The sequence below is a fragment of the Nocardia sp. NPDC051832 genome, from assembly GCF_040681285.1.
Taxonomy (GTDB): domain Bacteria; phylum Actinomycetota; class Actinomycetes; order Mycobacteriales; family Mycobacteriaceae; genus Nocardia.
The window spans coordinates 157,112-182,744 of the sequence record NZ_JBFAYL010000009.1 but is presented as its reverse complement, the minus strand read 5'-3'; the positions used below and the strand labels follow the sequence as shown (position 1 = coordinate 182,744).

At 67.7% G+C, this 25,633-nt stretch carries 29 protein-coding genes and 1 tRNA gene; 19 read left to right on the top strand and 11 right to left on the bottom strand.

Annotated elements, in window-relative coordinates:
• Positions 1–163: 163 nt before the first annotated feature.
• The gene (argS, locus tag AB0M14_RS37395) at positions 164–1,924 is read left to right on the top strand and encodes an arginine--tRNA ligase (RefSeq protein ID WP_365004817.1); all 1,761 of its coding nucleotides are present in this window, start codon (positions 164–166) and stop codon (positions 1,922–1,924) included.
• 155 nt (positions 1,925–2,079) lie between these two features.
• Positions 2,080–2,898, top strand: a complete 819-nt coding sequence (locus AB0M14_RS37390; protein ID WP_365004815.1) for a hypothetical protein — start codon at positions 2,080–2,082, stop codon at positions 2,896–2,898.
• A 3-nt stretch (positions 2,899–2,901) separates the two neighbouring features.
• On the opposite strand, the gene AB0M14_RS37385 is transcribed toward AB0M14_RS37390, so the two are convergent.
• Complete coding sequence (locus AB0M14_RS37385; RefSeq protein ID WP_365004812.1) at positions 2,902–4,092, bottom strand: hypothetical protein; 1,191 nt, start codon at positions 4,090–4,092, stop codon at positions 2,902–2,904.
• A 197-nt stretch (positions 4,093–4,289) separates the two neighbouring features.
• Between AB0M14_RS37385 and AB0M14_RS37380 the strand changes: the two genes are divergently transcribed.
• The gene (locus AB0M14_RS37380; protein ID WP_365004809.1) at positions 4,290–4,790 is read left to right on the top strand and encodes a hypothetical protein; all 501 of its coding nucleotides are present in this window, start codon (positions 4,290–4,292) and stop codon (positions 4,788–4,790) included.
• Between the two features lies 1 nt (position 4,791).
• Here the strand turns inward: AB0M14_RS37380 and AB0M14_RS37375 are convergent, their stop codons facing one another.
• Positions 4,792–5,322 carry a nuclear transport factor 2 family protein gene (locus AB0M14_RS37375; RefSeq protein ID WP_365004807.1) on the bottom strand — a complete coding sequence of 177 codons (531 nt, stop codon included), beginning with the start codon at positions 5,320–5,322 and terminating at the stop codon, positions 4,792–4,794.
• 151 nt (positions 5,323–5,473) lie between these two features.
• Between AB0M14_RS37375 and priA the strand changes: the two genes are divergently transcribed.
• Genes priA through hisI form a run of 4 tightly spaced genes read left to right on the top strand, consistent with a single transcriptional unit; the run spans position 5,474 to position 8,157 of the window.
• Positions 5,474–6,205 carry a bifunctional 1-(5-phosphoribosyl)-5-((5-phosphoribosylamino)methylideneamino)imidazole-4-carboxamide isomerase/phosphoribosylanthranilate isomerase PriA gene (priA, locus tag AB0M14_RS37370; protein ID WP_365004804.1) on the top strand — a complete coding sequence of 244 codons (732 nt, stop codon included), beginning with the start codon at positions 5,474–5,476 and terminating at the stop codon, positions 6,203–6,205.
• 5 nt (positions 6,206–6,210) lie between these two features.
• On the top strand, positions 6,211–7,035 hold the full coding sequence (locus AB0M14_RS37365; RefSeq protein WP_365004800.1) for an inositol monophosphatase: 825 nt from the start codon (positions 6,211–6,213) through the stop codon (positions 7,033–7,035).
• Between the two features lie 4 nt (positions 7,036–7,039).
• Positions 7,040–7,813 carry an imidazole glycerol phosphate synthase subunit HisF gene (hisF, locus tag AB0M14_RS37360; RefSeq protein ID WP_365004797.1) on the top strand — a complete coding sequence of 258 codons (774 nt, stop codon included), beginning with the start codon at positions 7,040–7,042 and terminating at the stop codon, positions 7,811–7,813.
• On the top strand, positions 7,810–8,157 hold the full coding sequence (hisI, locus tag AB0M14_RS37355; protein ID WP_365004794.1) for a phosphoribosyl-AMP cyclohydrolase: 348 nt from the start codon (positions 7,810–7,812) through the stop codon (positions 8,155–8,157). Before hisF ends, hisI begins: the two co-directional genes overlap by 4 nt.
• On the opposite strand, the gene AB0M14_RS37350 is transcribed toward hisI, so the two are convergent.
• The 4 genes from AB0M14_RS37350 to AB0M14_RS37335 all read right to left on the bottom strand — a co-directional run bounded on the left by AB0M14_RS37350 (position 8,154) and on the right by AB0M14_RS37335 (position 10,265).
• Positions 8,154–8,567: a MarR family transcriptional regulator gene (locus AB0M14_RS37350; RefSeq protein WP_365004853.1), complete on the bottom strand. Its 414-nt coding sequence runs from the start codon at positions 8,565–8,567 to the stop codon at positions 8,154–8,156. The genes hisI and AB0M14_RS37350 overlap by 4 nt on opposite strands.
• A 177-nt stretch (positions 8,568–8,744) precedes the next feature.
• Positions 8,745–9,326 carry a permease gene (locus AB0M14_RS37345; RefSeq protein WP_365004791.1) on the bottom strand — a complete coding sequence of 194 codons (582 nt, stop codon included), beginning with the start codon at positions 9,324–9,326 and terminating at the stop codon, positions 8,745–8,747.
• Between the two features lie 72 nt (positions 9,327–9,398).
• On the bottom strand, positions 9,399–9,860 hold the full coding sequence (locus AB0M14_RS37340) for a peroxiredoxin (protein WP_365004788.1): 462 nt from the start codon (positions 9,858–9,860) through the stop codon (positions 9,399–9,401).
• Between the two features lie 96 nt (positions 9,861–9,956).
• The gene (locus AB0M14_RS37335) at positions 9,957–10,265 is read right to left on the bottom strand and encodes a hypothetical protein (RefSeq protein ID WP_365004785.1); all 309 of its coding nucleotides are present in this window, start codon (positions 10,263–10,265) and stop codon (positions 9,957–9,959) included.
• A gap of 215 nt (positions 10,266–10,480) precedes the next feature.
• Here AB0M14_RS37335 and AB0M14_RS37330 point away from each other — a divergent pair, with 215 nt between their 5' ends.
• The 11 genes from AB0M14_RS37330 to AB0M14_RS37280 all read left to right on the top strand — a co-directional run bounded on the left by AB0M14_RS37330 (position 10,481) and on the right by AB0M14_RS37280 (position 21,532).
• Complete coding sequence (locus tag AB0M14_RS37330; protein ID WP_365004782.1) at positions 10,481–12,031, top strand: anthranilate synthase component I; 1,551 nt, start codon at positions 10,481–10,483, stop codon at positions 12,029–12,031.
• A gap of 5 nt (positions 12,032–12,036) precedes the next feature.
• On the top strand, positions 12,037–12,738 hold the full coding sequence (locus AB0M14_RS37325) for a TIGR02234 family membrane protein (RefSeq protein WP_365004779.1): 702 nt from the start codon (positions 12,037–12,039) through the stop codon (positions 12,736–12,738).
• Between the two features lie 183 nt (positions 12,739–12,921).
• Positions 12,922–13,740, top strand: coding sequence for an indole-3-glycerol phosphate synthase TrpC (gene trpC / locus AB0M14_RS37320; protein WP_365004777.1), 819 nt, complete (start codon positions 12,922–12,924; stop codon positions 13,738–13,740).
• Positions 13,740–14,996, top strand: coding sequence for a tryptophan synthase subunit beta (trpB, locus tag AB0M14_RS37315; protein WP_365004774.1), 1,257 nt, complete (start codon positions 13,740–13,742; stop codon positions 14,994–14,996). The genes trpC and trpB overlap by 1 nt, the downstream gene beginning before the upstream one ends.
• Positions 14,993–15,793 (top strand): tryptophan synthase subunit alpha, encoded by an 801-nt coding sequence (gene trpA / locus AB0M14_RS37310; protein ID WP_365004771.1) that lies wholly within the window; start codon positions 14,993–14,995, stop codon positions 15,791–15,793. The genes trpB and trpA overlap by 4 nt, the downstream gene beginning before the upstream one ends.
• A 52-nt stretch (positions 15,794–15,845) precedes the next feature.
• Positions 15,846–16,946: a prolipoprotein diacylglyceryl transferase gene (gene lgt, locus AB0M14_RS37305; protein ID WP_365004768.1), complete on the top strand. Its 1,101-nt coding sequence runs from the start codon at positions 15,846–15,848 to the stop codon at positions 16,944–16,946.
• Positions 16,947–17,038: 92 nt separating this feature from the next.
• Positions 17,039–17,533 (top strand): NINE protein, encoded by a 495-nt coding sequence (locus AB0M14_RS37300; RefSeq protein ID WP_365004765.1) that lies wholly within the window; start codon positions 17,039–17,041, stop codon positions 17,531–17,533.
• Positions 17,534–17,682: 149 nt separating this feature from the next.
• Complete coding sequence (locus AB0M14_RS37295; protein ID WP_365004762.1) at positions 17,683–18,435, top strand: amino acid ABC transporter substrate-binding protein; 753 nt, start codon at positions 17,683–17,685, stop codon at positions 18,433–18,435.
• Between the two features lie 6 nt (positions 18,436–18,441).
• A complete protein-coding gene (locus tag AB0M14_RS37290) occupies positions 18,442–19,113 on the top strand; it encodes an amino acid ABC transporter permease (protein WP_365004759.1) in 672 nt (223 codons plus the stop codon).
• Positions 19,114–19,203: 90 nt separating this feature from the next.
• Positions 19,204–20,622, top strand: a complete 1,419-nt coding sequence (gene pyk / locus AB0M14_RS37285) for a pyruvate kinase (protein WP_365004755.1) — start codon at positions 19,204–19,206, stop codon at positions 20,620–20,622.
• Between the two features lies 1 nt (position 20,623).
• Positions 20,624–21,532, top strand: a complete 909-nt coding sequence (locus AB0M14_RS37280) for an acyl-CoA thioesterase II (protein ID WP_365004752.1) — start codon at positions 20,624–20,626, stop codon at positions 21,530–21,532.
• A gap of 49 nt (positions 21,533–21,581) precedes the next feature.
• Here the strand turns inward: AB0M14_RS37280 and AB0M14_RS37275 are convergent, their stop codons facing one another.
• The 5 genes from AB0M14_RS37275 to AB0M14_RS37255 all read right to left on the bottom strand — a co-directional run bounded on the left by AB0M14_RS37275 (position 21,582) and on the right by AB0M14_RS37255 (position 24,632).
• Positions 21,582–21,992 (bottom strand): hypothetical protein, encoded by a 411-nt coding sequence (locus tag AB0M14_RS37275; RefSeq protein WP_365004750.1) that lies wholly within the window; start codon positions 21,990–21,992, stop codon positions 21,582–21,584.
• A 128-nt stretch (positions 21,993–22,120) separates the two neighbouring features.
• Positions 22,121–22,738 (bottom strand): low molecular weight phosphatase family protein, encoded by a 618-nt coding sequence (locus AB0M14_RS37270; RefSeq protein ID WP_365004748.1) that lies wholly within the window; start codon positions 22,736–22,738, stop codon positions 22,121–22,123.
• A gap of 129 nt (positions 22,739–22,867) precedes the next feature.
• Entirely contained in the window at positions 22,868–23,410 is a 543-nt protein-coding gene (locus AB0M14_RS37265; RefSeq protein WP_365004745.1) for a hypothetical protein, read from the bottom strand.
• A 69-nt stretch (positions 23,411–23,479) separates the two neighbouring features.
• A complete protein-coding gene (locus tag AB0M14_RS37260; protein ID WP_365004742.1) occupies positions 23,480–24,424 on the bottom strand; it encodes a site-specific integrase in 945 nt (314 codons plus the stop codon).
• Positions 24,425–24,548: 124 nt separating this feature from the next.
• Positions 24,549–24,632: transfer RNA gene (locus AB0M14_RS37255), tRNA-Leu, on the bottom strand.
• 226 nt (positions 24,633–24,858) lie between these two features.
• Here AB0M14_RS37255 and AB0M14_RS37250 point away from each other — a divergent pair.
• On the top strand, positions 24,859–25,476 hold the full coding sequence (locus AB0M14_RS37250) for an ANTAR domain-containing response regulator (RefSeq protein ID WP_356978618.1): 618 nt from the start codon (positions 24,859–24,861) through the stop codon (positions 25,474–25,476).
• Positions 25,477–25,633 lie beyond the last annotated feature (157 nt).

Genomic DNA, 25,633 nt, shown 5'->3' with positions numbered 1-25,633 from the left:
CGCCGATGGTACTGCACTCGACAGGGTGTGGGAGAGTAGGACACCGCCGGAACATCATTGCGAAAGGCCCCCAACAATGTTGGGGGCCTTTCCGCATTCTCTGCATCTTTGTCCACTGGGTTATTCAGTGGAACTGTCCAGCGCTGAGTGCGAGGGTAGGCAGATGGAAAATCCGGGATCCGAAGTGCTGCCGTTGCTCGGGCAGATTGCTGCCGCGGTGTCGGAGGCGGTGCGGCGCGTGCGACCCGACCTGGCGGGGGCGGATCCGATAGTTCGACGTTCGGATCGGGCCGATTTCCAATCCAATGTCGCGCTGCCGCTGGCGAAGCGGGTGCGGGAGAAACCAATGGAGCTGGCGGGGGAGATCGCCGCGGTCTTGGGCGCGTCAGTGGCATCGGTGGCGGTATCCGGGCCTGGGTTTCTGAATATCGGTGTCGCCGATGACGTTATCTGGGCACAGGTAGCGGCGCGGCTGAGTGATCCGCGGTTGGGGATCGCGGCGTCGGAGGCAGGCCGGCGGACGGTGATCGATTACTCGGCGCCGAACGTGGCGAAGGAAATGCATGTCGGGCATCTGCGGACGACGATTATCGGGGACAGTCTGGCGCGGGTGCTGGATTTTCTCGGTGCTGTAGTGACTCGTCAGAATCACTTGGGGGACTGGGGGACTCAGTTCGGGATGTTGATTCAGTACCTCGACGAACATCCCGACGCGCACTGGCACCAGGACGAGGTAGGGGCTGGTTCCAGCGCGGTGTCGGCCCTCGACACGCTGTACCGGGCTGCCCGGAAGGAGTTCGACGCCGACACCGAATTCGCCGACCGGGCCCGCGCTCGGGTAGTCGCCCTGCAATCCGGTGACCCGGCCACCCGCGCCGCCTGGACAGCGATCGTCGCGGAATCGGAGAAAGCTTTCGACGCTGTCTATGCGCGGCTCGGAGTGCTGCTCAGCGCGGATGACTATGTGGGGGAATCCTTTTACAACCCCATGCTCGCCGAAACCATCGCGGAGCTCGAGGACAAAGGCATCGCGGTCGACAGCGACGGCGCGCTGGTCGTTTTCTCCGAAGCGGTCACCGGCCCGGATGACAAACCGGTCCCGCTGATGGTCCGCAAGGGTGACGGCGGCTACGGCTACGACACCACCGACCTCGCCACCATCCGGTATCGCCTCGCACAACTGCACGCCGAGCGGCTGCTGTATGTCACCGACTCTCGCCAGGCCCTGCACTTCCAGCTGATCTTCGAAACGGCCCGGCGCGCAGGCTGGCTCACGTCCGCCACCGAGGTCCGGCACATCGCGTTCGGCACCGTCCTCGGCCCGGACGGCCGGCCGTTCAAAACTCGCGCCGGCGGCACTGTCCGCCTGATGGACCTACTCGACGACGCCGTCGCCCACGCCCGCGCCATCGTCGCGGAAAAGAACCCGCACCTGCCCGCCGCCGAACTCGACGCGATCGCCGAGCAAGCCGGTATCGGCGCGGTGAAATACGCCGACCTCTCGACCTCCCGGGTCAAGGACTACACCTTCGACCTCGACCGAATGGTCGCGCTCACCGGAAACACCGGCGTCTACTTGCAATACGCGCACGCCCGCATCCACTCGATCCTGCGCAAAGCCAACACCCCCACCCCAGCCATCGACCCCACCATCCCCCTCCAGCCCGAAGAACGCGCCCTCGCCCTGGAACTCGACGACTACAACGACACCATCACCCAAGTCGCCGAATCCCTCGAACCCCACCGCCTCTGCACCTACCTCTACAACCTCGCCCGCACCTTCACCACCTTCTACGAAACCTGCCCCATCCTCACCGCCCCCACCCCAACCCGCCCCAACCGCCTGGCCCTCTGCCACCTCACCGCCCACACCCTCACCCACGGCCTCACCCTCCTCGGCATAGCCGCCCCCCACCGCATGTAACCAGCCTTCGAGATCTCGGCCGTTTGGTGGGACATCACGGAGAGGCGATCCCGGCGTTCGGCACGGTCATGTCCCACTGACGGTGTACGGATACCTGGGGTGGCTCGAGTAGTCGTACGGTGGTGGCGGGGATGGGGATTCGGGAGTGTTGGGGGATGAGTAAGTACTGGGGACTGTTCTGGGCGGCTAGCGGGGTGGCGGTGGTTGTTGCCGCGCTGCTGATTTGGGGGGACGTGGAGGTGGCGGCCGTGGTGGGGGCGGTGCTGGGGTTCGTGGCATTCTTCTGGATCGTTGTTGTGGTTACGGTGCCGTGGAATCTGTACTTTTCGGCGCGGCGGGCGCAGCATCGGATCGAGGTGGTGCGGGGGCGCGATGTCGTGGTGCCGGCGGAGCGGGAGCAGGAGGTGCGAGGGCTCGCCCGGCGGCTGTTGCTGGTTGCGATCGGTGCGCATGTGGTTTCGGCGCTGGTGGCTGCGGGGGTCGCGCTGGTGTCGGGGTATTCGGTCGCCTACCTGGTGGCGGGGTTCTTTCTGGTGAGTATCGTATTGCGGCCTGCGGCAGCGTATTTCGGGTATCTGCGGTATCGGATCGCGGCGATTTCGCGCGATATCTCCTATCCGCCCGATGATGTGCTGGAGTTGCGGAGGCAGGTCACAGCGGTGGGGGAGAAGCTGGAGGCGCTGGAGACCGGCTTGGCGGCCTGGCAGGTTTCGGAGGCGCGGCAGATCGATGATCTGCGCGATGACGTGCGGCGGCAGGATGAGCGGGCGCGCGCGGAACAGCGGTCGATGCGGGAGGCGGTTGCTCGGGATCACGCGGATCTGCTGGCGCGGGCGAACGCGGTCGATCAGCGGATGACGGGTTTGGGCGCGCGGTTCGACGCGGCGCTGGACGGGGCCACCGATCAGCAGGAGATCCTGGCCGGCCTGCGGGCTTTCGCGCGGTTGATGCGGGAAGCGCCGCAGGCCGGGTGAGGTCTACCGGCGGCGGAGGCAGACGGTCATGCCGTTGGTGATGTCGGCGTCCCAGCTGATCTTCGACGTCCAGTCGCCTGGGCAGGCGCCGTCCTGTTCGATCATGCGGGCGATGACCTCGCTGTCGGCCGCGGGATCGCCGCAGTCGATGCGCTTGGCGCCGGCGCCGCTGCCGTCCCCCGCGGACTTGGTGAGGCACTCGCCGACATTGGCGTAGAGGGCGTGGTCGTTCTCGACCGGTCCCATGCACAGCGCCAGCACGAAGTCGACCTTCTCGCTGGTGTTCATGGAGAAGCCGATCGAGCTGGGCGCGTCCAGGCATTGCGGTCGCTCGAGGCGATGGAACAGCGTGCGCACGGTCAGGACCCGGTATTGCGCGTCCGGTCCCGCGCAGTCCGTCAGTCCCCGGACGTTCAGCGTGATGCAACTGCCGATCTGGGCGTTGCCGATATCGGACGGGTTGACCGGAACCGTGCACAGCACGATCGCGCGCCCGCCGAGCGAGGCTTGCGCGAAGGCTTGCCGGGTTGCCGGATGAGCGCGGCAAGCCTGGTCGACGACCGGCACCTTGTTGTGCAGCTCGGTGGCGATGACGCGGGCGGAGTTGCCGTTCATGACGCAGGTGCCGCGCAGGATCGTGTCACCCGCGCCTTTGACATCGACGCAGTCGCCGACCGCCACCGCACCCGGATCCGACTTGTTGTACCGCGTCGGCGTCAGGCACAGCACCGTCTCGGCTTCCGTCCCGGTTCCGACCGGCTCGGCGACAGCTTTCGTGACGTCGGGATATTTCGCGCAGGCCGTGTCGAGCGGCCACACCACCGGTTCCCGAGACGCGATGCGATACCGCGCCCCGGTGTAGTCCTCGCACCCGTATTCGGTCGGCACGGTCGGCGTCGTGAGCGAAACACAATCTCCCACAGCCCATTTCAGGGGCTCCGGACGCGTCAGGAAGTAGCCGGTGGCAGTGCCCGCGGCAGCGAGGACGGTCACCAGGAACACCACGAGCGGCACCAGCCAGCGTCGCCGGGGTTTGACCCGCACGGGAACCGGATCGAAGGGCACCATCGGTCCGGGCGGTAACGGGTAGCTGGTCAGTGGTTCGAGATCCGAAGCGCCCCTGGCGGTTTCGGGTCCCGGAGTCGGGCCGCCAGGTTCGGCCGGCGCCGCGGGCAGGTCGGATTGGTCGTGCACGGTCGGACTTTCCCCCGGGCTGCGGCAAGCAGCGATCAACTCCCCCGCAGATGCGAAGAAGTTGATCTTAGGTCTTCGCTGATCACCCGTCTACGCAGATGTTTTCGCGATATCCGGGTAGACCCCGAGCCGATATGGGGGCTGATGCCGGATCCGCGCCGACGCCGGAGAATCTAGCGTCGGTCCAGGAGGCCGTTATGAAGTCGATCACTATTCCGCTGACCGTGCTGAGCGTGTACTCGGTGGTTGCCGCGTTCGCTTTCGCCACCACCGCGGCCGAGACGATGCTGCTGTATCCGAATATCTTCCGAGATATCCCGGAGTCGCTGGCCATGACCGAGGACTTCATGAGCGTGATCGCCGTCGGCGACGTGATGCGCCCGATGGGCATGGTCCTGACGCTGTGCGCCCTGGCCGCGTTCGCCACGGCCCTGTGGGCTCGACGCGCCCGAGTCTGGGTCGCCGCCTCACTGGTTTCGCTGATCAGCGGGCAATTCCTGCTGTCGATCCTGTACCAGTGGCCGCGTGCGAGCATCCTGTTCGACGACCGCGATCAGCACACTCTCGGCGAAATCGAAGCCGCGGCAACGGAATTCCTGATCGGCCAGGGTTTCCGGATTGCCGCGGCGCTGGCCACGGCGGTATTCGCCGTGGCCGCCGCCCTCGCCTGCTACCGCGCCCGAGTGCTCGCGTCCTGAGTCACGGCCGGATGCCGGTGGACCACAGCGGGCTCATCCGCACCGACGCCAGCCGCCAGCCCTGCGCGGTGCGTGCCGCGTCGAACCGGTAGACCCCGCCGAGGGTGTATTCAGGCTCGGGCGCGAGCCGGGCGCCGTCGCCGGCGGGGGCGAAGGTGGCGACCACATTGGTCCGGACCTCGGCGGTATCGCCGTGCAGGGTGATCAGCACATTGGTGAGGACGTGCTGAATCTTCTTGCTCGGGTCGTGGTTCCGGCTCGCTTGCGCGATCACCGCCGCTATTCCCGTCGCGACGCCGCCCGGGGTGTGCGCGGTGGCCTCGGCGGTGTAGATCGTGCGCAGGTCCTCGAAGCGGCCTTCGTCCAAGGTGACGCCGAGCTGGTCGATGAGGGTGCTGATCTGGTCGCGGTCCAGCAGTTCCCGGACTGTGCGCCCGGTGTCGTCCCGCGTGGCGGTGGCGGTGGAGCAGGCGGTGGCGAGCAGCGTCAGCGGCAGCGCGGCGAGAGCGAGGGAGCGGCGGATCTTGGTCATGGACTCGGCCTTTCGAGAATATATTGGCCCAACCAACGTTGGTAGAGCCAACATAACAGATCGTGGGTGACGCCAACAAGTTCTGGAAGACACGTTTGCGCAGGCCCGCCCGAGGACGGCGGAGCCCGGCCGAGCAACTAAACTGCGACGAGTGAGTCTTGTGCTGCTACCTGCTGTCGATGTCGCCAATGGTGAGGCCGTGCGCCTCGTGCAGGGGGAGGCCGGTAGCGAAACCAGCTACGGTTCGCCGCTGGAGGCGGCCCTGGAGTGGCAGCGGGGCGGCGCCGAATGGGTGCATCTGGTCGACCTGGACGCGGCCTTCGGCCGTGGCTCCAACCGGGAACTGCTGGCCGGGGTGATCGGTCAGCTCGACCTGAAGGTCGAACTGTCCGGCGGCATTCGCGACGACGAATCCCTGAAGGCCGCGCTGGCCACCGGCTGCGCGCGGGTCAACCTGGGCACCGCCGCGCTGGAGGACCCGGTCTGGTGTGCCCGCGCGATCGGCGAGTACGGCGACCAGATCGCAGTCGGCCTGGACGTCCGCATCATCGACGGCGAGTACCGGCTGCGCGGCCGCGGCTGGGTCAGCGACGGCGGCGATCTGTGGGAGGTGCTCGAACGCCTGGAACGTGACGGCTGCACCCGCTACGTCGTCACCGACGTCACCAAGGACGGCACCCTGACCGGCCCCAACCTGGACCTGCTGCGCGAGGTCTGCGCGGCCACCGACGCCCCGGTCATCGCCTCCGGCGGCGTCTCCACGGTCGAGGACCTGATCGCCATCGCCGGGCTCGTCCCGGAGGGCGTCGAAGGCTCCATCGTCGGCAAGGCGTTGTACGCGGGCCGGTTCACGCTGCCCGAGGCACTCGCCGCGGTGCGCTGATCCGGATGGCCGCCGACCCGATCGCCGACCTACCCGGACTGCTCGACATCGCGAGCGAAATCCTCGATGCCGCCATCCCGCGGTTCATCGAGGGCATCGGCGCGCCGAGCGCGGTCACCAAGGGCCGCAACGACTTCGCGACCGAACTGGATCTGGAGCTGGAACGTACCATCTCCGGTCAGCTGGAACATCGCACCGGAATCAAGGTGCACGGCGAGGAGTTCGGCGGTCCGCAGCTGACCTCCGGCACCGCGTGGGTCCTCGACCCGATCGACGGCACGTTCAACTACTCCTCGGGTCATCCGCTCGCGGGCATGCTGCTCGCGCTGGTCCACGACGGCGTGCCGCTGCTCGGCCTGACCTGGCTGCCGATCCTGGGCCAGAGCTACGCCGCCACCGCTGCGGGCCCGGTCCTGCTCAACGGTGAACCGATGCCGCGGTTGCCGCAGAGCAAGCTGGCCGAGGCGATGATCGGGTTCGGCGCGTTCAACATCGATTCGAACGGCCGCATCCCCGGCCGGTTCCGCTTCGACCTGCTCGGCCCGCTGAGCAGCCTGTCCTCGCGGGTCCGCATGCACGGCTCCACCGGCATCGACCTGGCGTTCACCGCCGCCGGAATACTGGGCGGCGCGATCGTGTTCGGACATCATCCGTGGGACAACGCGGCCGGTGTCGCGCTGGTCCGCGCGGCCGGCGGCGTGGTGACCGATCTGGCCGGCGAACCCTGGACCATCACCTCCGGTTCGGTACTGGCCGCGGCGCCCGGGGTGCACGAAGAACTGCTCGAGATGATTTCCGCGGTGAGCGACGAGAACGACAGCGAAGGATGAGGCTATGACTTTGGCGGTACGCGTGATCCCGTGCCTGGACGTGGACGCGGGCCGGGTAGTCAAGGGCGTCAACTTCGAGAATCTGCGCGACGCTGGTGATCCGGTCGAGCTGGCCGCCACCTACGACGCCCAGGGCGCCGACGAGCTCACCTTCCTCGATGTCACCGCCTCCACCGGCGACCGCGGCACCATGATCGACGTGGTCACCCGCACCGCCGAGCAGATCTTCATCCCGCTCACCGTCGGCGGCGGCGTGCGCACGGTCGAGGACGTGGACCGGCTGCTGCGCGCGGGCGCGGACAAGGTATCGGTGAACACCGCCGCGATCGCCCGGCCCGAGGTGCTGCGCGAGATGTCGGAGCGGTTCGGCTCGCAGTGCATCGTGCTTTCGGTCGACGCGCGCACCGTCCCGCAAGGCCAGCCCCCGACCCCCTCCGGCTGGGAGGTCACCACGCACGGCGGTAAGCGCGGCACCGGCATCGACGCCGTCGAATGGGCCGTGCGCGGCGCCGAACTCGGCGTCGGTGAGATCCTGCTGAACTCGATGGACGCCGACGGCACCAAGGCCGGCTTCGACCTGAAGATGATCGAATCCGTGCGCGCCGCGGTCACCGTGCCGGTGATCGCCAGCGGCGGTGCGGGCGCCCTCGAGCACTTCGCGCCCGCGGTGCACGCGGGCGCGGACGCGGTCTTGGCCGCGAGCGTCTTCCACTTCGGCGACCTCACCATCGGTCAGGTCAAGGACTCCATGCGCGCGGAAGGAATCGTGGTCCGATGAGCTTGGATCCCGCCATCGCCACCCGGCTCAAGCGCAACGAGGCCGGGTTGGTCGCCGCGGTCGCGCAGGAGAAGAGCACCGGTGACGTGCTGATGGTCGCCTGGATGGACGACGAGGCGCTGGCCCGCACGCTGGCCACCCGGAAGGCGACCTACTACTCGCGTTCGCGGCAGCAGTACTGGGTCAAGGGCGAGACCTCCGGCCACACGCAGTACGTGCACGAGGTCCGGCTCGACTGTGACGGTGACACCGTGCTGCTGGTGGTCGATCAGGAGGGCGCGGCCTGTCACACGGGCACGCACACCTGCTTCGACAGCGATGTGCTGCTCGGGGCGTCGGACTAGTCGTCCGGATTCTGGGTGAGCGCTTCGCTGAGGCGCTTGGCGAGGATCTCGCTGAGCTCGGCCAGCTGTGCGCTCTCCTCGGGGCTGAGCCCGTCGAAAACCAGGTGCCGGACCGCGTCCAGATATCCCGGCGCCGCCGCGATGACCTTCTGATATCCCGCGTCGGTGAGCACCGCCTGCACTCCGCGCTTGCCCGCCTGGGTGGAGCGCTCGGCCCACCCCATCCGCTCCAGCTTCGACACCACATGCGACAAACGCGATAGCGACGAATTAGCTTTGCTGGCCAGGTCGCTCATCTGTAGGCGATGACCTGGTTCTTCGGACAGCAGAGTCAGGACCCAATACTCAAAATGGGTAACCCCTGACTCGCGCTGCAACTGGGTATCCAAGGCGCTCGGCAGCCGGGTCATCAGCGCGACGACCGCGCGCCAAGCTCGCTGTTCAACGGGGTTGAGCCACTTCGTCACTGTGCGCCTTCTCTCGAGCGAAGTGACGTGGGTCCGTCAGTTGTTCACAGTCACCCGCGCCATCGAGTTTGCCACGATTTCGCTCGACCGGCACAGACTTACTTCAGACGGTGAGAGCTTTCACAGTGCTTCATGGCGTGTCGCCTTCGTGTCCGGGTCCATCGCGGTGGTATTCGCAGCGGCTTTGGCGGCCCGCCGGCGGCGCCAGCCGCGGCGCACGTCGAGGAAGGCGACGAACAAGAAGATCGCGAGGGCGAGGAGGAAGCCGACGAGGGTGGCCCCCCGGAAGGCGGGGGCGTCGACATCGAGCACCCGCTCACCGGCGTGCGCGGCGTTGTTCCCGCCCCACACGATCGTCAGGGTCATGAGATTCGGCAAGGCCACGACGAGGCCGAGCACGGCGGCCGCGCCGGCGATGAACTTGCCGCCGCGCCGCCGCCACATCGTTCCGGCGAACAGCAGCAGGAGCAGGGGGACGAGGGTGCACAGGCCGCCGAGCAGCAGTCCCCACCAGATGCCCTTGGAGAAGCTGCCGTGGATCGTCTCGGCTAGGCGCTGTGCCCACCAGCGCGGGATGAAGGCGCTCAGAATGAAGTACGCGACCACCAGGATCGCGACCACGACCAGTGAGCCGATCAGTCGCCCGCGCCAGGTCGACGCCTTGGATGGTGTGTCGACCGGCTGCCCCTCGCGCATCGTCATGATGGCAGCGTAAGCCTCTGACCAGCTAGAACGGAGGTATCGCGCCCGGCGTTTCGTACAAAACCGGCAGGTTTACCGGGCGTTGTCCCGCAGATACTTCAGGGCCTCGTCCGCGTGCACGTCGGCGCGCAGTTCACCGGTGATCACCTTCCCGACGACGCGATCGGCGCCGATGACGAAGGTCTGCCGCTTGACCGGCGCGAACTTGCCGAGTAAGCCGCGCTTGACCCCGAACTGCTCGGCCACCTTGCCGTCGACATCCGACAGCAGCGGGTAACCCAGCCGCTGCCGCTCGGCGAATCCGGCCTGGACCTCCACCCGGTCCGCGCTGATGCCCACGCAGCTCGCGCCGAGCGCCTGGAATTCGGCGGCGAGATCCCGGAAATGGCACGCCTCCTTGGTGCACACCGGGGTGTTCGCGCCGGGATAGAAGAAGAGCACCACGGGGCCGTCGGCGAGCAGGTCGTCGAGGGAGCGGGTGGCGCCGGTCTGATCGGGGAGCTCGAACTGGGGAGCGAGCTGGCCTGTCTGCATAGCAGCGGACAGTACCGAAAAACCACGCATCCCCGGCGGCCACGGCCGTGACGAGGGGGGAGCGGCCGGGCTGCCGGGGATGCGGGACGGGTGAATTCAGACGCCGATGAGGGCGGCGACCTCGGGGTTCTTGATATCCATGACATCGAGGATGCCGTGGGCGCGCAGGAACGGCTTCAGTTCCCGGATGCGGTCGCTGTGATCGGCGTACTCGTCCGGGAAGTGGTTGCGGTCCAGCGACTCGAGGGCCTTCACGTAGGTGACGAACGACGCGAGCGCGTTGTAGGTACTGGCGACCTGAGGGCCGCCCATGCCGTTCATGCCGACCATCCGCGGGGGTTGGCCGGGCATGGAGCCCGGCGCTGCGTGCCGGCCCTCCGGCCCCGCCTGCTGCGAGGGGTACATCAATTGTCTCCTCTCGATCTTCGGTACCGCGTGACTGGGATCCAGCTGGTTGAAGGTGGAACGCAGCGAGTGTAGTGACGGTGGGCACATGCCCTTCCGGGGCATGAAAACCGGTCGGTTGGACCTGACCGGCTCGCGCGGTTTGCCGGGAGCGTGGTCGCGCCGCCGACCGGCCCGAGCGCAGAGCGGACAGTCGCGCTTGGGATGATGGTGCAATGCCTGCCGCGTCCACTCCCACCACCACGACCCGCGCACAGTTCCATCTTCTGGCCGCGGAGCACCGGGTGGTCCCGGTGATCCGAAAGGTGCTGGCGGACTCCGAGACTCCGCTCTCGGCCTACCGCAAGCTGGCCGGCGACCGGGCGGGCACCTTCCTGTTCGAGTCCGCCGAGAACGGTCGCTCCTGGTCGCGCTGGTCCTTCATCGGCGCCGGCAGCCCGTCCGCGCTGACCGTGGTCGACGGCGAAGCCGCCTGGCTCGGCAATATTCCGGCCGACGCGCCCTCCGGCGGCGACCCGCTGGAAGCGCTGCGCGAGACCCTGCAACTGCTGCAGACCGAACGCCTACCCGGCCTGCCCCCGCTGACCGGCGGCATGGTCGGCTACCTCGGCTATGACGCGGTGCGGCGGATGGAACGTCTGCCGAACCAGGCCATCGACGATCTGGAACTGCCCGAGATGGTCCTGCTGCTGGCCACCGACCTCGCCGCCTTCGATCACCACGAGGGCGCGATCACGCTGATCGCCAACGCCGTCAACTGGAACGGCACCACCGAGGGCGTGGACGCGGCCTACGACGACGCCCTCGCCCGCCTGGACCGGATGACCGAAGCGCTGGCCGCGCCCGCGGCGTCCACGGTCTCGGTCTTCGATCAGCCCGAACCGGAATACCGCCGCCGCCGCACCACCGACGAGTTCGGTGCGGGCGTGCGCCGCCTGGTGAAGGAGATCGAGGCGGGCGAGGCGTTCCAGGTGGTGCTCTCGCAGCGCTTCGAAATGGACTACGACGGTTCGCCGCTGGATCTGTATCGGATGCTGCGCGCCTCGAACCCGAGCCCGTATATGTATCTGATCCACGTGCCCGACGGTGAGGGCGGCACCGCGTTCTCCATCGTCGGTTCCAGCCCGGAAGCCCTGGTCACCGTGAAAGAGGGCGTGGCGACCACGCATCCGATCGCGGGCACCCGCTGGCGCGGCGTCACCGAAGAGGACGACCTGCTGCTGGAGAAGGGCCTGCTCGCCGACGAGAAGGAGAACGCCGAGCACCTGATGCTCGTCGATCTGGGCCGCAACGATCTGGGACGGGTCTGCCAGCCGGGCACGGTGCGCGTCACCGAGTACCGCCACATCGAGCGCTACAGCCACGTCATGCACCTGGTGTCCACGGTGTCCGGCCGGCTGGCGCCCGGCAAGATCGCGCTCGACGCGGTGCGCGCCTGTTTCCCGGCGGGCACGCTGTCCGGCGCGCCGAAGGTCCGGGCGATGGAGCTCATCGAGGAGCTCGAACCGACCCGGCGCGGCATCTACGGCGGCGTGGTCGGCTATCTCGACTTCGCCGGGGACGCCGATACCGCGATCGCCATCCGTACCGCGCTGATCAAGGACGGCACCGCCTACGTGCAGGCCGGCGCGGGCGTGGTCGCGGATTCGGACCCGGACTACGAGGACGTGGAATCCCGCAACAAGGCGATGGCTGTGCTCAAGGCCATCGCCGCGGCCAAGACGGTGCGGGCCTACGGGGCCGAAATTCGAAGTGAGAACGGCTGATCCGCATGACTGCTGAACCTGATCCAGCCGCCGCGTCTCCCCGGAACGGGGTCCGCGGCCCGATCGCCTTGATGGTGGCGGCCGCCGCCCTGATGTGGGCCTCGTCCCGTTTGACCTGGTACACGGTCTCGTCCTCCGACGGCCTTACCGAGCCCCGCACAGACCACCTCACCGGCAGTGTCTGGTTCGGTGCGCTCACTCCGTTGGCGCTGGTGCTCTTGGCCGCGGTTGCCGCTGTCCTGGCCACCCGTGGCTGGCCGCGGCGCCTGATCGGTGTGCTCGTCGCCTTGATCGCCGCGGTGACCGCGGTCCCCGCGTTCGCCTTGTTCACCGGGTCCGGGGATCTCCCGGGACGCGCCATGGCGCTGGCGGAATTACCGGCACGCGCCGGTTACACCGACGGCTTCACCTCGCCGCTGGGCCCCGCCCTGTCCTTGGTGGCCGCGCTGGCGGCGTTCGCGGCAGGCGTCCTGCTCGCGCGCATGCCGCGCGAGAGCGCTCAACTGTCGGGCAAATACGACAATCCGGTGACGCGCCGCGAGGCGGCCACCGAGCAGGTCGAAAACCAGCGCACCGCGGACAAACCGGACGGCGGTCTCTCCGAGCGGGTGCTCTGGGACGCGCTCGACGCCGGCGCCGACCCCACCGACGACAGCCCGAAACCCGGTGCGCAGGCCACTGATTCGCCCGGCGGCAAGGCCGGCTGACGTGACCGCTACCACTTTCGGCGCCCGATTGCCTCGAATTCGCGAGCGGCCCGCGCGTCGCCAGCCCAACCCCGGCGCGACCGGGAAACTGCCCGCCATTTATTCTTTGTCAGCATCGGTGAGACAGCGCCTGGGGGGATTCTCAGGCAGCAAGTCCGTCTCCCCAGAAAGGATTCGAGCCAGATGACGGTACTCGACTCGATTCTCGACGGGGTCCGCGCGGATGTGGCCGCTCGGGAAGCCCTCCTGGATTTCCAGGCCATCAAAGCCGCCGCGACCAAGGTCCCCGCCCCGCTCGACGCGCGCGCCGCGCTCCTCGAAGACGGCATCGGCGTGATCGCGGAGGTCAAGCGGTCTTCGCCCTCCAAGGGCGCGCTGGCCGACATCCCGGACCCGGCCAGCCTCGCCAAGGCCTACGAGGACGGCGGCGCCCGGATCATCTCCGTGCTCACCGAGGGCCGCCGCTTCGGCGGTTCGCTCGACGACCTGGACGCGGTCCGCGCCTCGGTGTCGATCCCGATCCTGCGCAAGGATTTCGTGGTCGGCCCGTACCAGATCCACGAGGCGCGCGCCCACGGCGCCGACGTCATCCTGCTGATCGTGGCGGCGCTGGAACAGGACACCCTCTCCGCGCTGATCGATCGCACCGAATCGCTGGGCATGACCGCCCTGGTCGAGGTGCACACCGAAGAAGAGGCCGACCGCGCGCTGGAAGCCGGCGCCTCGGTGATCGGCGTGAACGCCCGCAACCTCAAGACCCTCGAGGTGGACCGCGACGTGTTCGCGCGCATCGCGCCGGGCCTACCCACCGAGGTCATCCGCATCGCCGAATCCGGCATCCGCGGCACCGCCGATCTGCTCGCCTACGCGGGCGCCGGTGCCGATGCCGTACTGGTCGGCGAGGGCCTGGTGACCAGTGGCGACCCGCGGGCCGCGGTCCTGCAGCTGGTGACCGCCGGTACGCACCCCTCCTGCCCGAAGCCGGCGCGGCGGGGCCGGTGATGAGCGCTCTGCCCAAGGCCAGCGACGGCGTCCACGACAAGAGCGCGCACGAACCCGATCCGGGCGGCCACTGGGGCGTCTACGGCGGGCGGCATGTGCCCGAGGCGCTGATGGCCGTGATCGAAGAGGTCACCGCCGAATACGAGAAGTGCCGGCTGGATCCGAACTTCCTCGACGAGCTGGATCGGCTGCAGCGCGATTACACCGGGCGCCCGTCGCCGGTGTTCGAGTGCACCAAGCTGGCCGAACACGCCGGTGGCGCGCGCATCCTGCTGAAGCGCGAAGATCTGAACCACACCGGTTCGCACAAGATCAACAATGTGCTCGGTCAGGCGCTGCTGGCCAAGCGAATGGGCAAGACCCGGGTCATCGCCGAGACCGGCGCGGGCCAGCACGGCGTCGCCACCGCCACCGCGTGCGCGCTGCTCGGACTCGAGTGCGTCATCTACATGGGCGCGGTCGACACCGCCCGGCAGGCGCTGAACGTGGCCCGGATGCGGCTGCTCGGCTCCGAGGTGGTCTCGGTGGATACCGGTTCGCAGACCCTCAAGGACGCGATCAACGAGGCGCTGCGCGACTGGGTATCCCACGCCGAGGACACCTACTACTGCTTCGGCACCGCCGCGGGCCCGCACCCGTTCCCGATGATGGTGCGCGATTTCCAGCGCATCGTCGGCATGGAGGCGCGCGCCCAGGTGCTGACCCAGACCGGGCGGCTGCCCGACGCGGTCGTCGCCTGTGTCGGCGGCGGTTCCAACGCGATCGGCATCTTCCATCCCTTCCTGGAAGACCGGGACGTGCGGCTGATCGGTTTCGAGGCGGCCGGTGACGGCGTCGAAACCGGAAGGCACGCGGCCACTTTCACCGGCGGCACGCCCGGCGCCTTCCAGGGCGCGTACTCGTACCTGCTGCAGGACGAGGACGGCCAGACCATCGAATCGCATTCGATCTCGGCCGGTCTGGACTACCCGGGCGTCGGCCCGGAGCATGCCTACCTCAAGGATGTCGGCCGCGCCGAGTACCGGCCGATCACCGACACCGAGGCGATGGACGCGCTGTTGCTGCTGTCCCGCACCGAAGGCATCATCCCGGCGATCGAATCCGCGCACGCGGTGGCGGGCGCGCTGCAGCTGGGCAAGGAGCTCGGCGAGGGCGCGATCATCCTGGTGAACCTGTCCGGTCGCGGCGACAAGGATATGGACACCGCCGCGAAGTGGTTCGGGCTGATCGACGAGAACGCCGAGGAGCAGAAGTGAGCCAGCAGTCCCGCCTCGCGGACACCTTCGCCGCGGCGCGCTCGGAGAACCGGGCCGCGCTCATCGGCTACCTGCCCGCGGGCTACCCGGATCTCGACGGTTCCATCGCGGTGTGCAAGGCGATGGTCGAATCCGGGTGCGACATCATCGAAGTGGGCGTCGCCTACTCCGATCCGGTGATGGACGGCCCCACCATCCAGCAGGCCGCCGAGCAGGCGCTGCGCGGCGGCGTGCGGGTCAAGGACGTCTTCACCGTGGTCGAGGCGATCACCCAGGCCGGCGGCCAGGCGGTCGTGATGACCTACTGGAACCCGGTGCTCAAGTACGGCGTGGACCGCTTCGCGCGCGACCTCGCCGGTGCGGGCGGCGCGGGCCTCATCACCCCCAATCTCATTCCCGAGGAAGCCGACGACTGGTTCGTCGCCTCGGCGGCACACGATCTGGATCGCATCTTCCTGGTCGCGCCCTCCTCCACCGAGGAGCGTCTGGTCAAGACGCTCGAGGCGTCGAGCGGCTTCATCTACGCGGCCTCCACCATGGGCGTCACCGGCGCCCGGGACGCGGTGTCGTCGATGGCGCCCGCGCTGTGCGCGCGGGTCCGCGCGCACTCCGATATCCCGATCGGTGTCGGCCTGGGCGTGCGTTCCGGCGCGCAGGCGGCGGAGATCGCCTCCTACGCGGACGGCGTCATCGTCGGCTCGGCTCTGGTCAGCGCCGCGGGCGAAAGCCTGGACGCGGTGCGTGCTTTGACCGCCGAACTCGCCGAGGGCGTGCGCTCGGCCACGGTCTCCTCCTAGCGGCTACCGCCCGTCGTCCCGGCGCGCGCCGGGCCCCGGTACGGTGGCCAGCGTGACCGTACAAGCCTTGGCAGACACCGCGGCGGCCGGAACCAGCGTGCTGGCCTACATCCCCAGCCCGCCGCAGGGGGTGTGGCACCTCGGGCCGCTCCCGCTGCGGGCCTACGCCCTGTGCATCATCATCGGCATCATCGTCGCCATCTGGTGGGGTGACAAGCGGTGGCAGGCGCGCGGCGGGCAGCAGGGGACAGTCCTCGACGTCGCGATGTTCGCGGTGCCCTTCGGCTTGATCGGCGGCCGCCTCTATCACGTGGCGACCGATTGGCAGAAGTACTTCGGCGCCGGCAAGGACCCGATCGAGGCGCTCTATATCTGGCAGGGCGGCCTGGGCATCTGGGGCGCGGTCTTCCTCGGCGGCGTCGGCGCCTGGATCGGCTGCCGGGTGTACCGAATCCCGTTGCCCGCCTTCGGCGATGCCATCGCGCCGCCGATCCTGCTGGCGCAGGCCATCGGCCGGCTCGGCAACTACTTCAACCAGGAGCTCTACGGCCGCGAAACCGACCTGCCGTGGGGCCTGGAGATCTACCCGCGCTTCGACGACAACGGCAAGCTGGACATGATGAACGGCGTCTCCAACGGGATCGCCGAGAAGGTCGTGCAGCCGACCTTCCTGTACGAGCTGGTGTGGAACGTGCTGGTGGTCTATCTGCTGGTGCAGATCGACAAGCGCTACCGGATCGGGCACGGGCGTTTGTTCGCGCTCTACGTCGCGGGTTACTGCGTCGGCCGCTTCGTAGTGGAGTTGCTGCGCGACGACGAGGCCACCCACATCGCGGGTATCCGGATCAACTCCTTCACCGCGGCGCTCGTATTCCTCGCCGCCATCGCCTATTTCGTGTTCGCCACCCGCGGCCGGGAGACCCCGGCGCAGTTGCAGCCGGGCGGGATGGAGCGGCCTTGGCCCTGGCAGATCGGCGCCTTGCGCCAGGCGGGCGCCGAATCCGCTGCGCCGGAAAAAGAATCCGAGCCCGATGTAAACGAATCCGAGACCACCGGCGATAAGGATCCGGAGACCGGCGATACCACGCCGGCGGCCGAGTCGTCGGGGATCGATGCGACAAAATCGGGTGATTCGGGCAAGAATGTCACCTGATCGTCGCGGGTAGCTTGTTCGCCCCGTTCGGCAGATCGACGAAAGCCGGGGGCCGGCAAGGGGTACCCGCGCACGAATGAGGAGGACATTTAGTGACCGACCCTTACCAGAACAATCCTGGATACGGCGGCCAGCCACAGTACGGCCCGCCCGGTACGGGTCCTGATCTGAGCAAGCAGCCGTCGGATCCGTATGCGCAGCAGCCGCAGTACGGCCAGCCGCCGTCGGATCCGTACGCGCAGCAGGCGCAGTACGGTCAGCCGCAGTACGGCCAGCCCGGTGGCTACCCGCCGGCCGCTCCGTACGGCGGCATGCCGGGCATGGATCCGGAAGCGCCGTACGGCCGCGACATGTACGGGGTTCCGTTCTCCGACAAGCAGAAGCTGGTCGCGGGCCTGCTGCAGATCTTCCTCGGCGCGTTCGGCGCGGGCCGCTTCTACACCGGCCACACCAACCTCGCCATCGCGCAGATCGCGGTGGTCTGGCTGACCTGTGGCATCGGCGGCATCTGGCCGCTGATCGACGGCATCCAGATGCTGATGGGCAGCGTGCCCGACGCGCAGGGACGTCCGCTGCGCGAGGGCTAGACTTCGACAGCACAACACCCCACTTCGTTCAGAAGTGGGGTGTTTTCGTTGTGTCAAGTGTTTCGTGCGGCAAGATCGCGTTACTGTGCAACGCAATGGACCCGGAGTAGGTTGGGTCGGATTTTGCGCTTAAGAGATGAGGGATCCCGATGCGCCGCAAGCTATTCGCCGCCGCCATGCTCGCCATCGTCGCCGCCACCGGGCTGTCCGCCTGTGGCAGCGACGATTCGTCCGTGCTCAAGGTCGGCACCGAGGGCACCTACGCTCCGTTCAGCTTCCAGGGGCCGGGTCTCAAGCTCACCGGCTACGACGTCGAGATCATCGAGGCAGTAGGCCAGAAGCTGGGCCGCAAGGTGGAATTCGTGCAGACCCCGTGGGACGCGATCTTCGCCGGCCTGGAGTCCAAGCGCTTCGACCTGGTCGCCAATCAGGTGACCATCAACGACGAGCGCAAGAACAAGTACGCGCTCTCGCAGTCCTACACCACCTCCGAGGGTGTCATCGTCACCAAGGCCGACAACAACAGCATCAGCACGCTGGCCGATCTGAGCGGCAAGACCTGCGCCCAGTCCGCGACCTCCAACTGGGGCAAGGTCGCCACCCAGGCGGGCGCCAAGGTCGAATCGGTGGAAGGTTTCGTGCAGGCCATCCAGCTGCTCAAGAACAGCCGCGTGGACGCCACCCTGAACGACACCCTCGCGGTCGCGGAGTACACCAAGAAGACCGGTGACACCGGGGTGAAGGTGGCGGGCAAAACCGGCCAAACCAGCCAGCAGGCTTTCGCCGCCCGCAAGGGTGACGCGCTGATCGGCGACGTCGACAAGGCGCTCAACGATCTGCGTGCCGACGGCACCCTGGCGAAGATCTCCGAGAAGTACTTCGGCACCGACGTCAGCAAGTAACCGCTGGTGGATGCGAATACGAAGGAGCTGATCTGGCAGAACCTGTGGCCGATGTTGAAGGCCACAGTGCAGATGACGCTGCCGCTCACCGCGGTCAGCTTCGTCATCGGCTTGGCCATCGCGCTGTTCGTGGCGCTGGCCCGGATGTCACCGGTGCGGCTGCTCTCGGCGGCCGCCCGGTTCTACATCTCGATCATCCGGGGCACGCCGCTGCTGGTGCAGCTGTTCATCATCTTCTACGGTCTGCCGCAATTCGGGATCACGCTGGATCCGATCCCGGCGGCGATCGTGGCGTTCAGCCTCAATGTCGGCGGGTACGCAGCCGAGGTGGTGCGCGCCGCGATCCTGTCGGTGGCGCACGGTCAGTGGGAGGCGGCCGAGGCGCTGGGCATGTCCTACGCGCAGGAGATGCGGCTGATCATCCTGCCGCAGGCTTCGCGGATCGCGGTGCCGCCGCTGTCGAACACCTTGATCTCGTTGGTCAAGGACACCTCGCTGGCGTCCACCATCCTGGTCACCGAATTGTTGCGGACCGCGCAGATCGCGGCGGCGCCCACGTTCGACTTCTTCGCCCTCTACGGTGTCGCCGCGGTCTACTACTGGGCGATCTGCCTGGTCCTGGGCTTCGGACAGACCCGATTGGAGACGCGACTGTCTCGGCATGTGGCTCGCTCGTAGCTTCGCCCAAACTGCGGTTCATTATTTTCACCCACTTTTCACCGAGGCCACGGCAGCACCTGGTACCCCGACGGGATTAGGCTCTAACCCGTGATGCGACGGACGAAGATTGTGTGCACGCTCGGCCCGGCCACTGCCACCGAGGAACGGATCCGCGAACTCGTCGAGAGCGGTATGGACGTAGCGCGGCTGAACTTCAGCCACGGTGAGCACGCCGACCATGCCGAGAACTACAAGAAGGTGCGTGCGGCCTCCGACGATCTCGGCCGCGCGGTCGGCATTCTCGCCGACCTGCAGGGCCCGAAGATCCGGCTCGGCCGTTTCAAAGAGGGCAAGACGATGTGGGCGACCGGTGAAGAGGTGCGCATCACCGTCGACGAGATCGAGGGTTCCCACGATCGCGTCTCCACCACCTACAAGGAGCTGGCCGCAGACGCCAAGCCGGGCGACCGGCTGCTGGTCGACGACGGCAAGGTCGGCCTGACGGTCACCGCGGTCGAGGGCAACGACGTGGTCTGCCGGGTCACCGAGGGCGGCCCGGTCTCCAACAACAAGGGCGTTTCGCTGCCGGGCATGGACGTGTCCGTGCCGGCGTTGTCCGAGAAGGACATCGAGGACCTGGAGTTCGCGCTCGAACTGGGCGTCGACTTCATCGCGCTGTCGTTCGTGCGGTCGCCGTCGGATGTCGAGCTGGTGCACGACATCATGGACAAGGTCGGCAGACGAGTTCCGGTCATCGGCAAGCTGGAGAAGCCCGAGGCCATCGACAACCTCGAGGCCGTGGTGCTGGCCTTCGACGCCGTCATGGTCGCCCGCGGTGACCTCGGTGTCGAGCTGCCGCTGGAGCAGGTGCCGATCGTGCAGAAGCGGGCCGTGCAGATGGCGCGCGAGAACGCCAAGCCCGTCATCGTCGCGACCCAGATGCTGGAGTCGATGATCGAGAACTCGCGCCCCACCCGGGCCGAGGCCTCGGACGTGGCGAACGCGGTGCTCGACGGCGCCGACGCGGTCATGCTCTCCGGTGAGACCTCGGTCGGCGCGTACCCGATCGAAACAGTGCGCACCATGGCTCGGATCGTGAGCGCGGTCGAGGCCGAGTCGACCCGGGTGCCCCCGCTGACTCACGTGCCCCGCACCAAGCGCGGCGTGATCTCCTACGCGGCCCGCGATATCGGCGAGCGGCTCAACGCCAAGGCGCTGGTGGCGTTCACCCAGTCCGGTGACACCGTGCGCCGCCTGGCCCGGCTGCACACCCCGCTGCCGCTGCTCGCGTTCACCCCGCTGCCGGAGGTGCGCAGCCAGCTGTCGCTGACCTGGGGCACCGAAACCTTCATCGTGCCGACGGTGGACAGCACCGATGCGATGATCCATCAGGTGGATGTCGCACTGCTGTCGCTGGGCCGTTATCAGAAAGGTGACCTCGTGGTCATCGTGGCCGGCTCGCCGCCGGGTACTGTCGGATCCACCAACCTGATCCACGTGCACCGCATCGGCGAGGAGGACCACTGATTTGTCTGCACCCCTAGGCGGTTCCGTCGGGCTCGGAGCCGCCGCCGGCACCTCCGATCTCGATGTGCTGCTGGGCCTGCTCGATCTGGAGCAGGTCGACGAGGACGTCTTCGTCGGCCAGCATCCGGCGAAGGTGTGGAGCCGCACCTTCGGCGGGCAGCTGGTGTCCCAGGCCATCATGGCCGCCGGGCGCACCTGCGGTGATCGACCGGTGCATGCCGTGAACGCGCATTTCGTGCGCGGCGGCGACACCAAGCAGCCCATCGAATATCGCGTCGACCGCCATCGCGACGGCCGGGCCTTCGCCAACCGCACCGTCACCGCCAGCCAGGACGGGCAGGAACTGTTCGTCATGCTGGCCGCGTTCCAGGACTGGGGCAAGGGGCTGGAGCATTCCCATGCTCAGCCGCAGGTGCCCGATCCGGAGACGCTGCCGCGGGTGGAGGAGAGCTTCGAAGGCTTGGAAGACAAGCTGGAGATGTTCGTCAAAGCGCCGCATCCGATCGACATGCGCTACACCAACGACCCGGCCTGGATCCTCAAAGGCACCGGGGAGCGGCTCAACCACAACCGTGTCTGGATGAAGGCGGACGGCACCCTGCCGGACGATCCGCTGATTCACGTTGCGACGCTGGGCTACTCGTCCGACACCACGGTGCTGGATTCGATCATCACCACACACGGCCTGTCCTGGGGCCTGGACCGGATCGTGGCGGCCACGGTGAACCACTCCATCTGGTTCCATCGGCCGTTCCGGTTCGACGACTGGGCGCTGTACTGCACCGAGTCGCCGGTCGCGGCGGGCTCGCGCGGGCTGGCGACCGGGCGGTTCTATTCGCGCTCGGGTGAACTGCTCGCGACGACCGTGCAGGAAGGCCTTATCCGGCACTTTCCGGCGCGTTCGCGCTAGATCTCGACCGGGGAGCCCCGTCGTCCACTCGGGCGGCGGGGTTTTTCGTTCAGAGGTATTCGCGTTCGAATTCGAAGTCGAAACTGTCGCGCCGTTGCGTCCGGATCGTCCGGGGAATTTCCAGATCCGTTGTGGCCCGGGCTGTTTCGAGCATCAGTCTGCGTTCCAGCGCGGCTAGGCCGGGCGCGGTGAGATCGCGCGGCGCGCCGACCAGGCTGAGCGCGATTTCATAGGTGCGCCGGTCGCCCGGATCGGCTTCGGGATGATCCACCCGCCACTGGGATTCCAGGACGATATGCGCCGGGTCCTCCGGATCGACCGGGAGGGTGAATCGCCAGGCGAACACTTCACGGTCTTGCAGGTGATCGTCGACGACATCGCGGACCGTCTCGACCACCTGGTCGAGAGTTTCCGGTGTCACATAAACATGGAGCGAAACATCCGAAATGCGTTTCGGCATGTCGATTCCTGTCGTGTCCGAACCAGCAACGGCGGAATTGTGTCCGCGGGGAGTGTAATCCCTGCATTGGTACGAATCACAGAGGCGACGGCGATTTGCCCGGCGCGTCCGGTGTTTCGGGTCCGGTGTCACCGGATGCGCTGTGCCGCCAGGAAGCTCGCGAGCGGGGCCGGACCGGCCACTGGGCCTACCACCAGGCCGGGCTCGTCCTGGGCGGGGCGGCTCTGCTCCCGAGGCGCCAGCGCGACCAGCAGGGGCACAAGCGCTTCGGCGATGCGGTCGCCGACTTCGCAATAGGCGGTGTCGGACAGCCCGACCGGATCGGCGATGTTCTCCCGGCCGACCAGCGAAAGGTCATTTCGCGCGTCATGTAATTCGGCGATGGTGTGCGCACCGGTCACTTTTGCGATCCGATGCGCTTCCAGCAGGGTGAAAGTCCGGGCGCCCACCCCGAATCCCATGTCGGCGATCTGGTCCCGGATCTGCTCGGTCATGGTGAGCACCAGATCCGCCCGATCGATCATTTCCGGCTTCAGTTTCCGGGCCCGAAACCCGTCCGGATCCGCCCCGAGCCCCGCAATGGTCTGCGCGGCAAGCGGTTCCACCGGAAAACCGACCAGCGCCCGGGTTCCGGCGCTTTCGGCGGTCAACCCCGCCAGTTCGTATTCGATCGCCACCGCCCGCGCCACCCGCTCAGCAATCACCGACCTACAGACATTGCCATTGCAGACGAACAGGACGTGCATGCGCTCACGCTAAAACGCCGGCCCGGGTTCCAAAACCTGCTCGGCACCGAATCACACCCGCACAGAAATATATTCATCTGGACGTAGCGCGCCGTATACCGACCGCACGGTCGGTGGTCTGCTGTCGGCTCAGGTTTGTTCCGGGCCGCCGGCGGGGAGCGCGGGTGCGCCCGAGGTGCGGCCGGGAATCGCTGCGGCGCCGAGTTCCTGGCGCATCGCCGTTTTCAGCCGTTCGAGCGCGCTGCGAAACGGTTGGTGGACAGCGTGCCATTCGGGGGAGCCGTTGTTCGGGCCGCCAACGGTCAGGGTGGTGGTCGCCAGCGTTTCTCGGATATCCCGCAACCGCTCGTACGTGTGCTGCGCTGATTCGCGCACCTCGTGCGGGGCCACGAGCTCCAGTTCGAGTAGGGCGGCGACCAGATGGTGAGACCGGAACGCGGCGATGCTCTCCTCGCGGCCCAGCGGTGTCGGTCCGCCGATGGCCAGCGCCTGCATGGCGTTGTCCGTCTGGACGACAGTGGTCAGGAACTTCACGTAGATCTGGCGTTGGATGTCGTTGGATCGCAGCGCTTTGTCGCGCCGCGCCCGGATGACGTCGGCGAGCAGTGTGGTGCCGGCACCGACCACAGCGCCGCTCAGGGTGCCGATGATCGCCAGCCATTCCATGGCCATGATCACCACCCTAGCCGACCCGGGAACCACTCTCGGTCTGGAAAGACCAGAGCTGCAACGGCTTTGCCGTTATCCGGCGACACTGTCGAAGAGCTCGAGTTGTTCGCTGCCGGGCAGCGGCAAGCGCGGCGGTCGGCGCGTGATCCTTGGGCGCGGTGCAGCGGCCCGCGTCGGCGGTCCGCCCAAGCGGACCGCGACCACCTCGGGGGCGATCCCGTCGCGCAGCATCTTCTGCTCCGCGGTTGCCCGTAGCACCTCCGCGGACAACTCCACACCCGCGTCGCGGCCGATCCCGCGCACCACGTCGTCGAGCGTGCGCTGGAGCAGTCGGCGCGGGGGAGCCTGTTCGGTGAGGAACAGCGCGCGGTGCTCTTCACCGCGCAGAATCCGGCGGCGTTCGGGCAGCCATGCGGCCACGGCGGCGCGGGACACCGGCGTCAACGGCACCGTGCGGCTTCCGCCGGCGGATTCCGGGATCCCCAGTTGCCCCGGCCATTTCGCGAGCTCCAACCCCGTCAGATCCATGGCGGCGAGTTCGGCGGTGCCGAGGGCGAGGTCGAGAGCGAACACGATCAGCGCGTAGGCGCGCGGGCCGCGGGCGGCGGCCGCGCGCAGCACGGCGCGCTGCTCGGCCAGCGCCAGGGCGCGCGGGTCCACCGGGGTGGTCATGACCCGCGGCACCGCGGGGCGGCCCAGGCCGAGCCATTCGTAGAAGGCGTTCAACGCGCTCAGGCTCAGTTCGATCGTGCGCCCGGCCACGCCCCGATCCGCCACGGCCGCACCGAGATAGGCGTCGACCGCGCGGTCGCGGCCGCGGGCGCAGTGCAAGGCGTCGGCGAAACCGCCGGTCTCGCGGATCCAGGCGAGGAAATCCCGCACCCGCTCCCGATAGACCTTGCGCGACCGGGGCGCGAGATCCGCCCGTGCGCCGAGCAGCGCGCCGAACCCCGTCAGCAGCGGCCCCGCCGCGACCTCGATCGCGAACAGATCCATCGGCGCCTCCATGGCGTCCATCCCCACCTCCGGCCCTCCCGTGCGATCGGTGACGACCACAGCATCGCAGCGGCCACCGACATACTCGGTGGCCGAAGGGGGGTGAAAAGAATAATGGCGGCCCGGTAAGGGGCCGCCACCTCGGTGCCGATGGTGGGACTCGAACCCACACATCCTTTCGGATAACGGTTTTTGAGACCGTCGCGTCTGCCAGTTCCGCCACATCGGCTAGCACCGGGAGAGAACTATAGCCGGTCGGCGGCCGAAACCACGAACCGGTTGCGACTTGCGTCACCGCGGCCCGGTTTGCGCAGGGTATATACGGTCTGAGGGCGGGTGAACGGTACTCTTTACATCACTCGACGCCCGCGGCGGGCGGGCGGAGGCTTGGGTAGATCGGTCTCGGCTGCCGTGCTGTGCGTCGTGACAGGCATCGGAACCAGAGGGGTCTACCTATGAGTGAAACAGCAGGGGGCGCCGGCTCGAAGCGCGACGCCGGGGCGAAGCGAGTCGTCGTTGCTGAGGATGAGGCGCTCATTCGGATGGATCTGGTGGAGATGCTGACCGAGGAGGGCTACCTCGTCGTCGGCGAGGCCGGCGACGGTCAGCAGGCGGTGGATCTGGCCGTGGAGCATCGCCCGGATCTGGTCATCATGGATGTGAAGATGCCGCGCCGCGACGGTATCGACGCCGCGGCCGAGATCGCTTCCAGACGGGTTGCGCCCGTGGTCATCCTGACCGCGTTCAGCCAGCGTGATCTGGTGGAGCGGGCCCGCGACGCCGGCGCCATGGCCTACCTGGTGAAGCCGTTCACCAAGTCGGACCTGGTGCCCGCCATCGAACTGGCCGCGAGCCGCTTCCACGAGATCGCCGCGCTGGAGAGCGAAGTCGCGAACCTGTCGGATCGCCTGGAGACCCGCAAGCTGGTCGAGCGTGCCAAGGGTGTGCTCATGCAGACGCACGGTCTGTCGGAGCCGCAGGCTTTCAAGTGGATTCAGCGCACCGCGATGGACCGTCGCACTACGATGAAGGCGGTAGCCGAGGTAGTGCTGGAGAACCTGACGCCCAAGTGAGCCGGAGCAGTTCGTTTCCAGCCCTCGGTCGCTGGGGGCTGGAAAATTTGCTCAGACTTCACACGATCTTCAGAAATCCTTCGAATAAAGGTCATCGGCATCACTCGAATGTGATGCGGATCTAACGTACCAACGCTATGTTCTGGACGGGCCAACG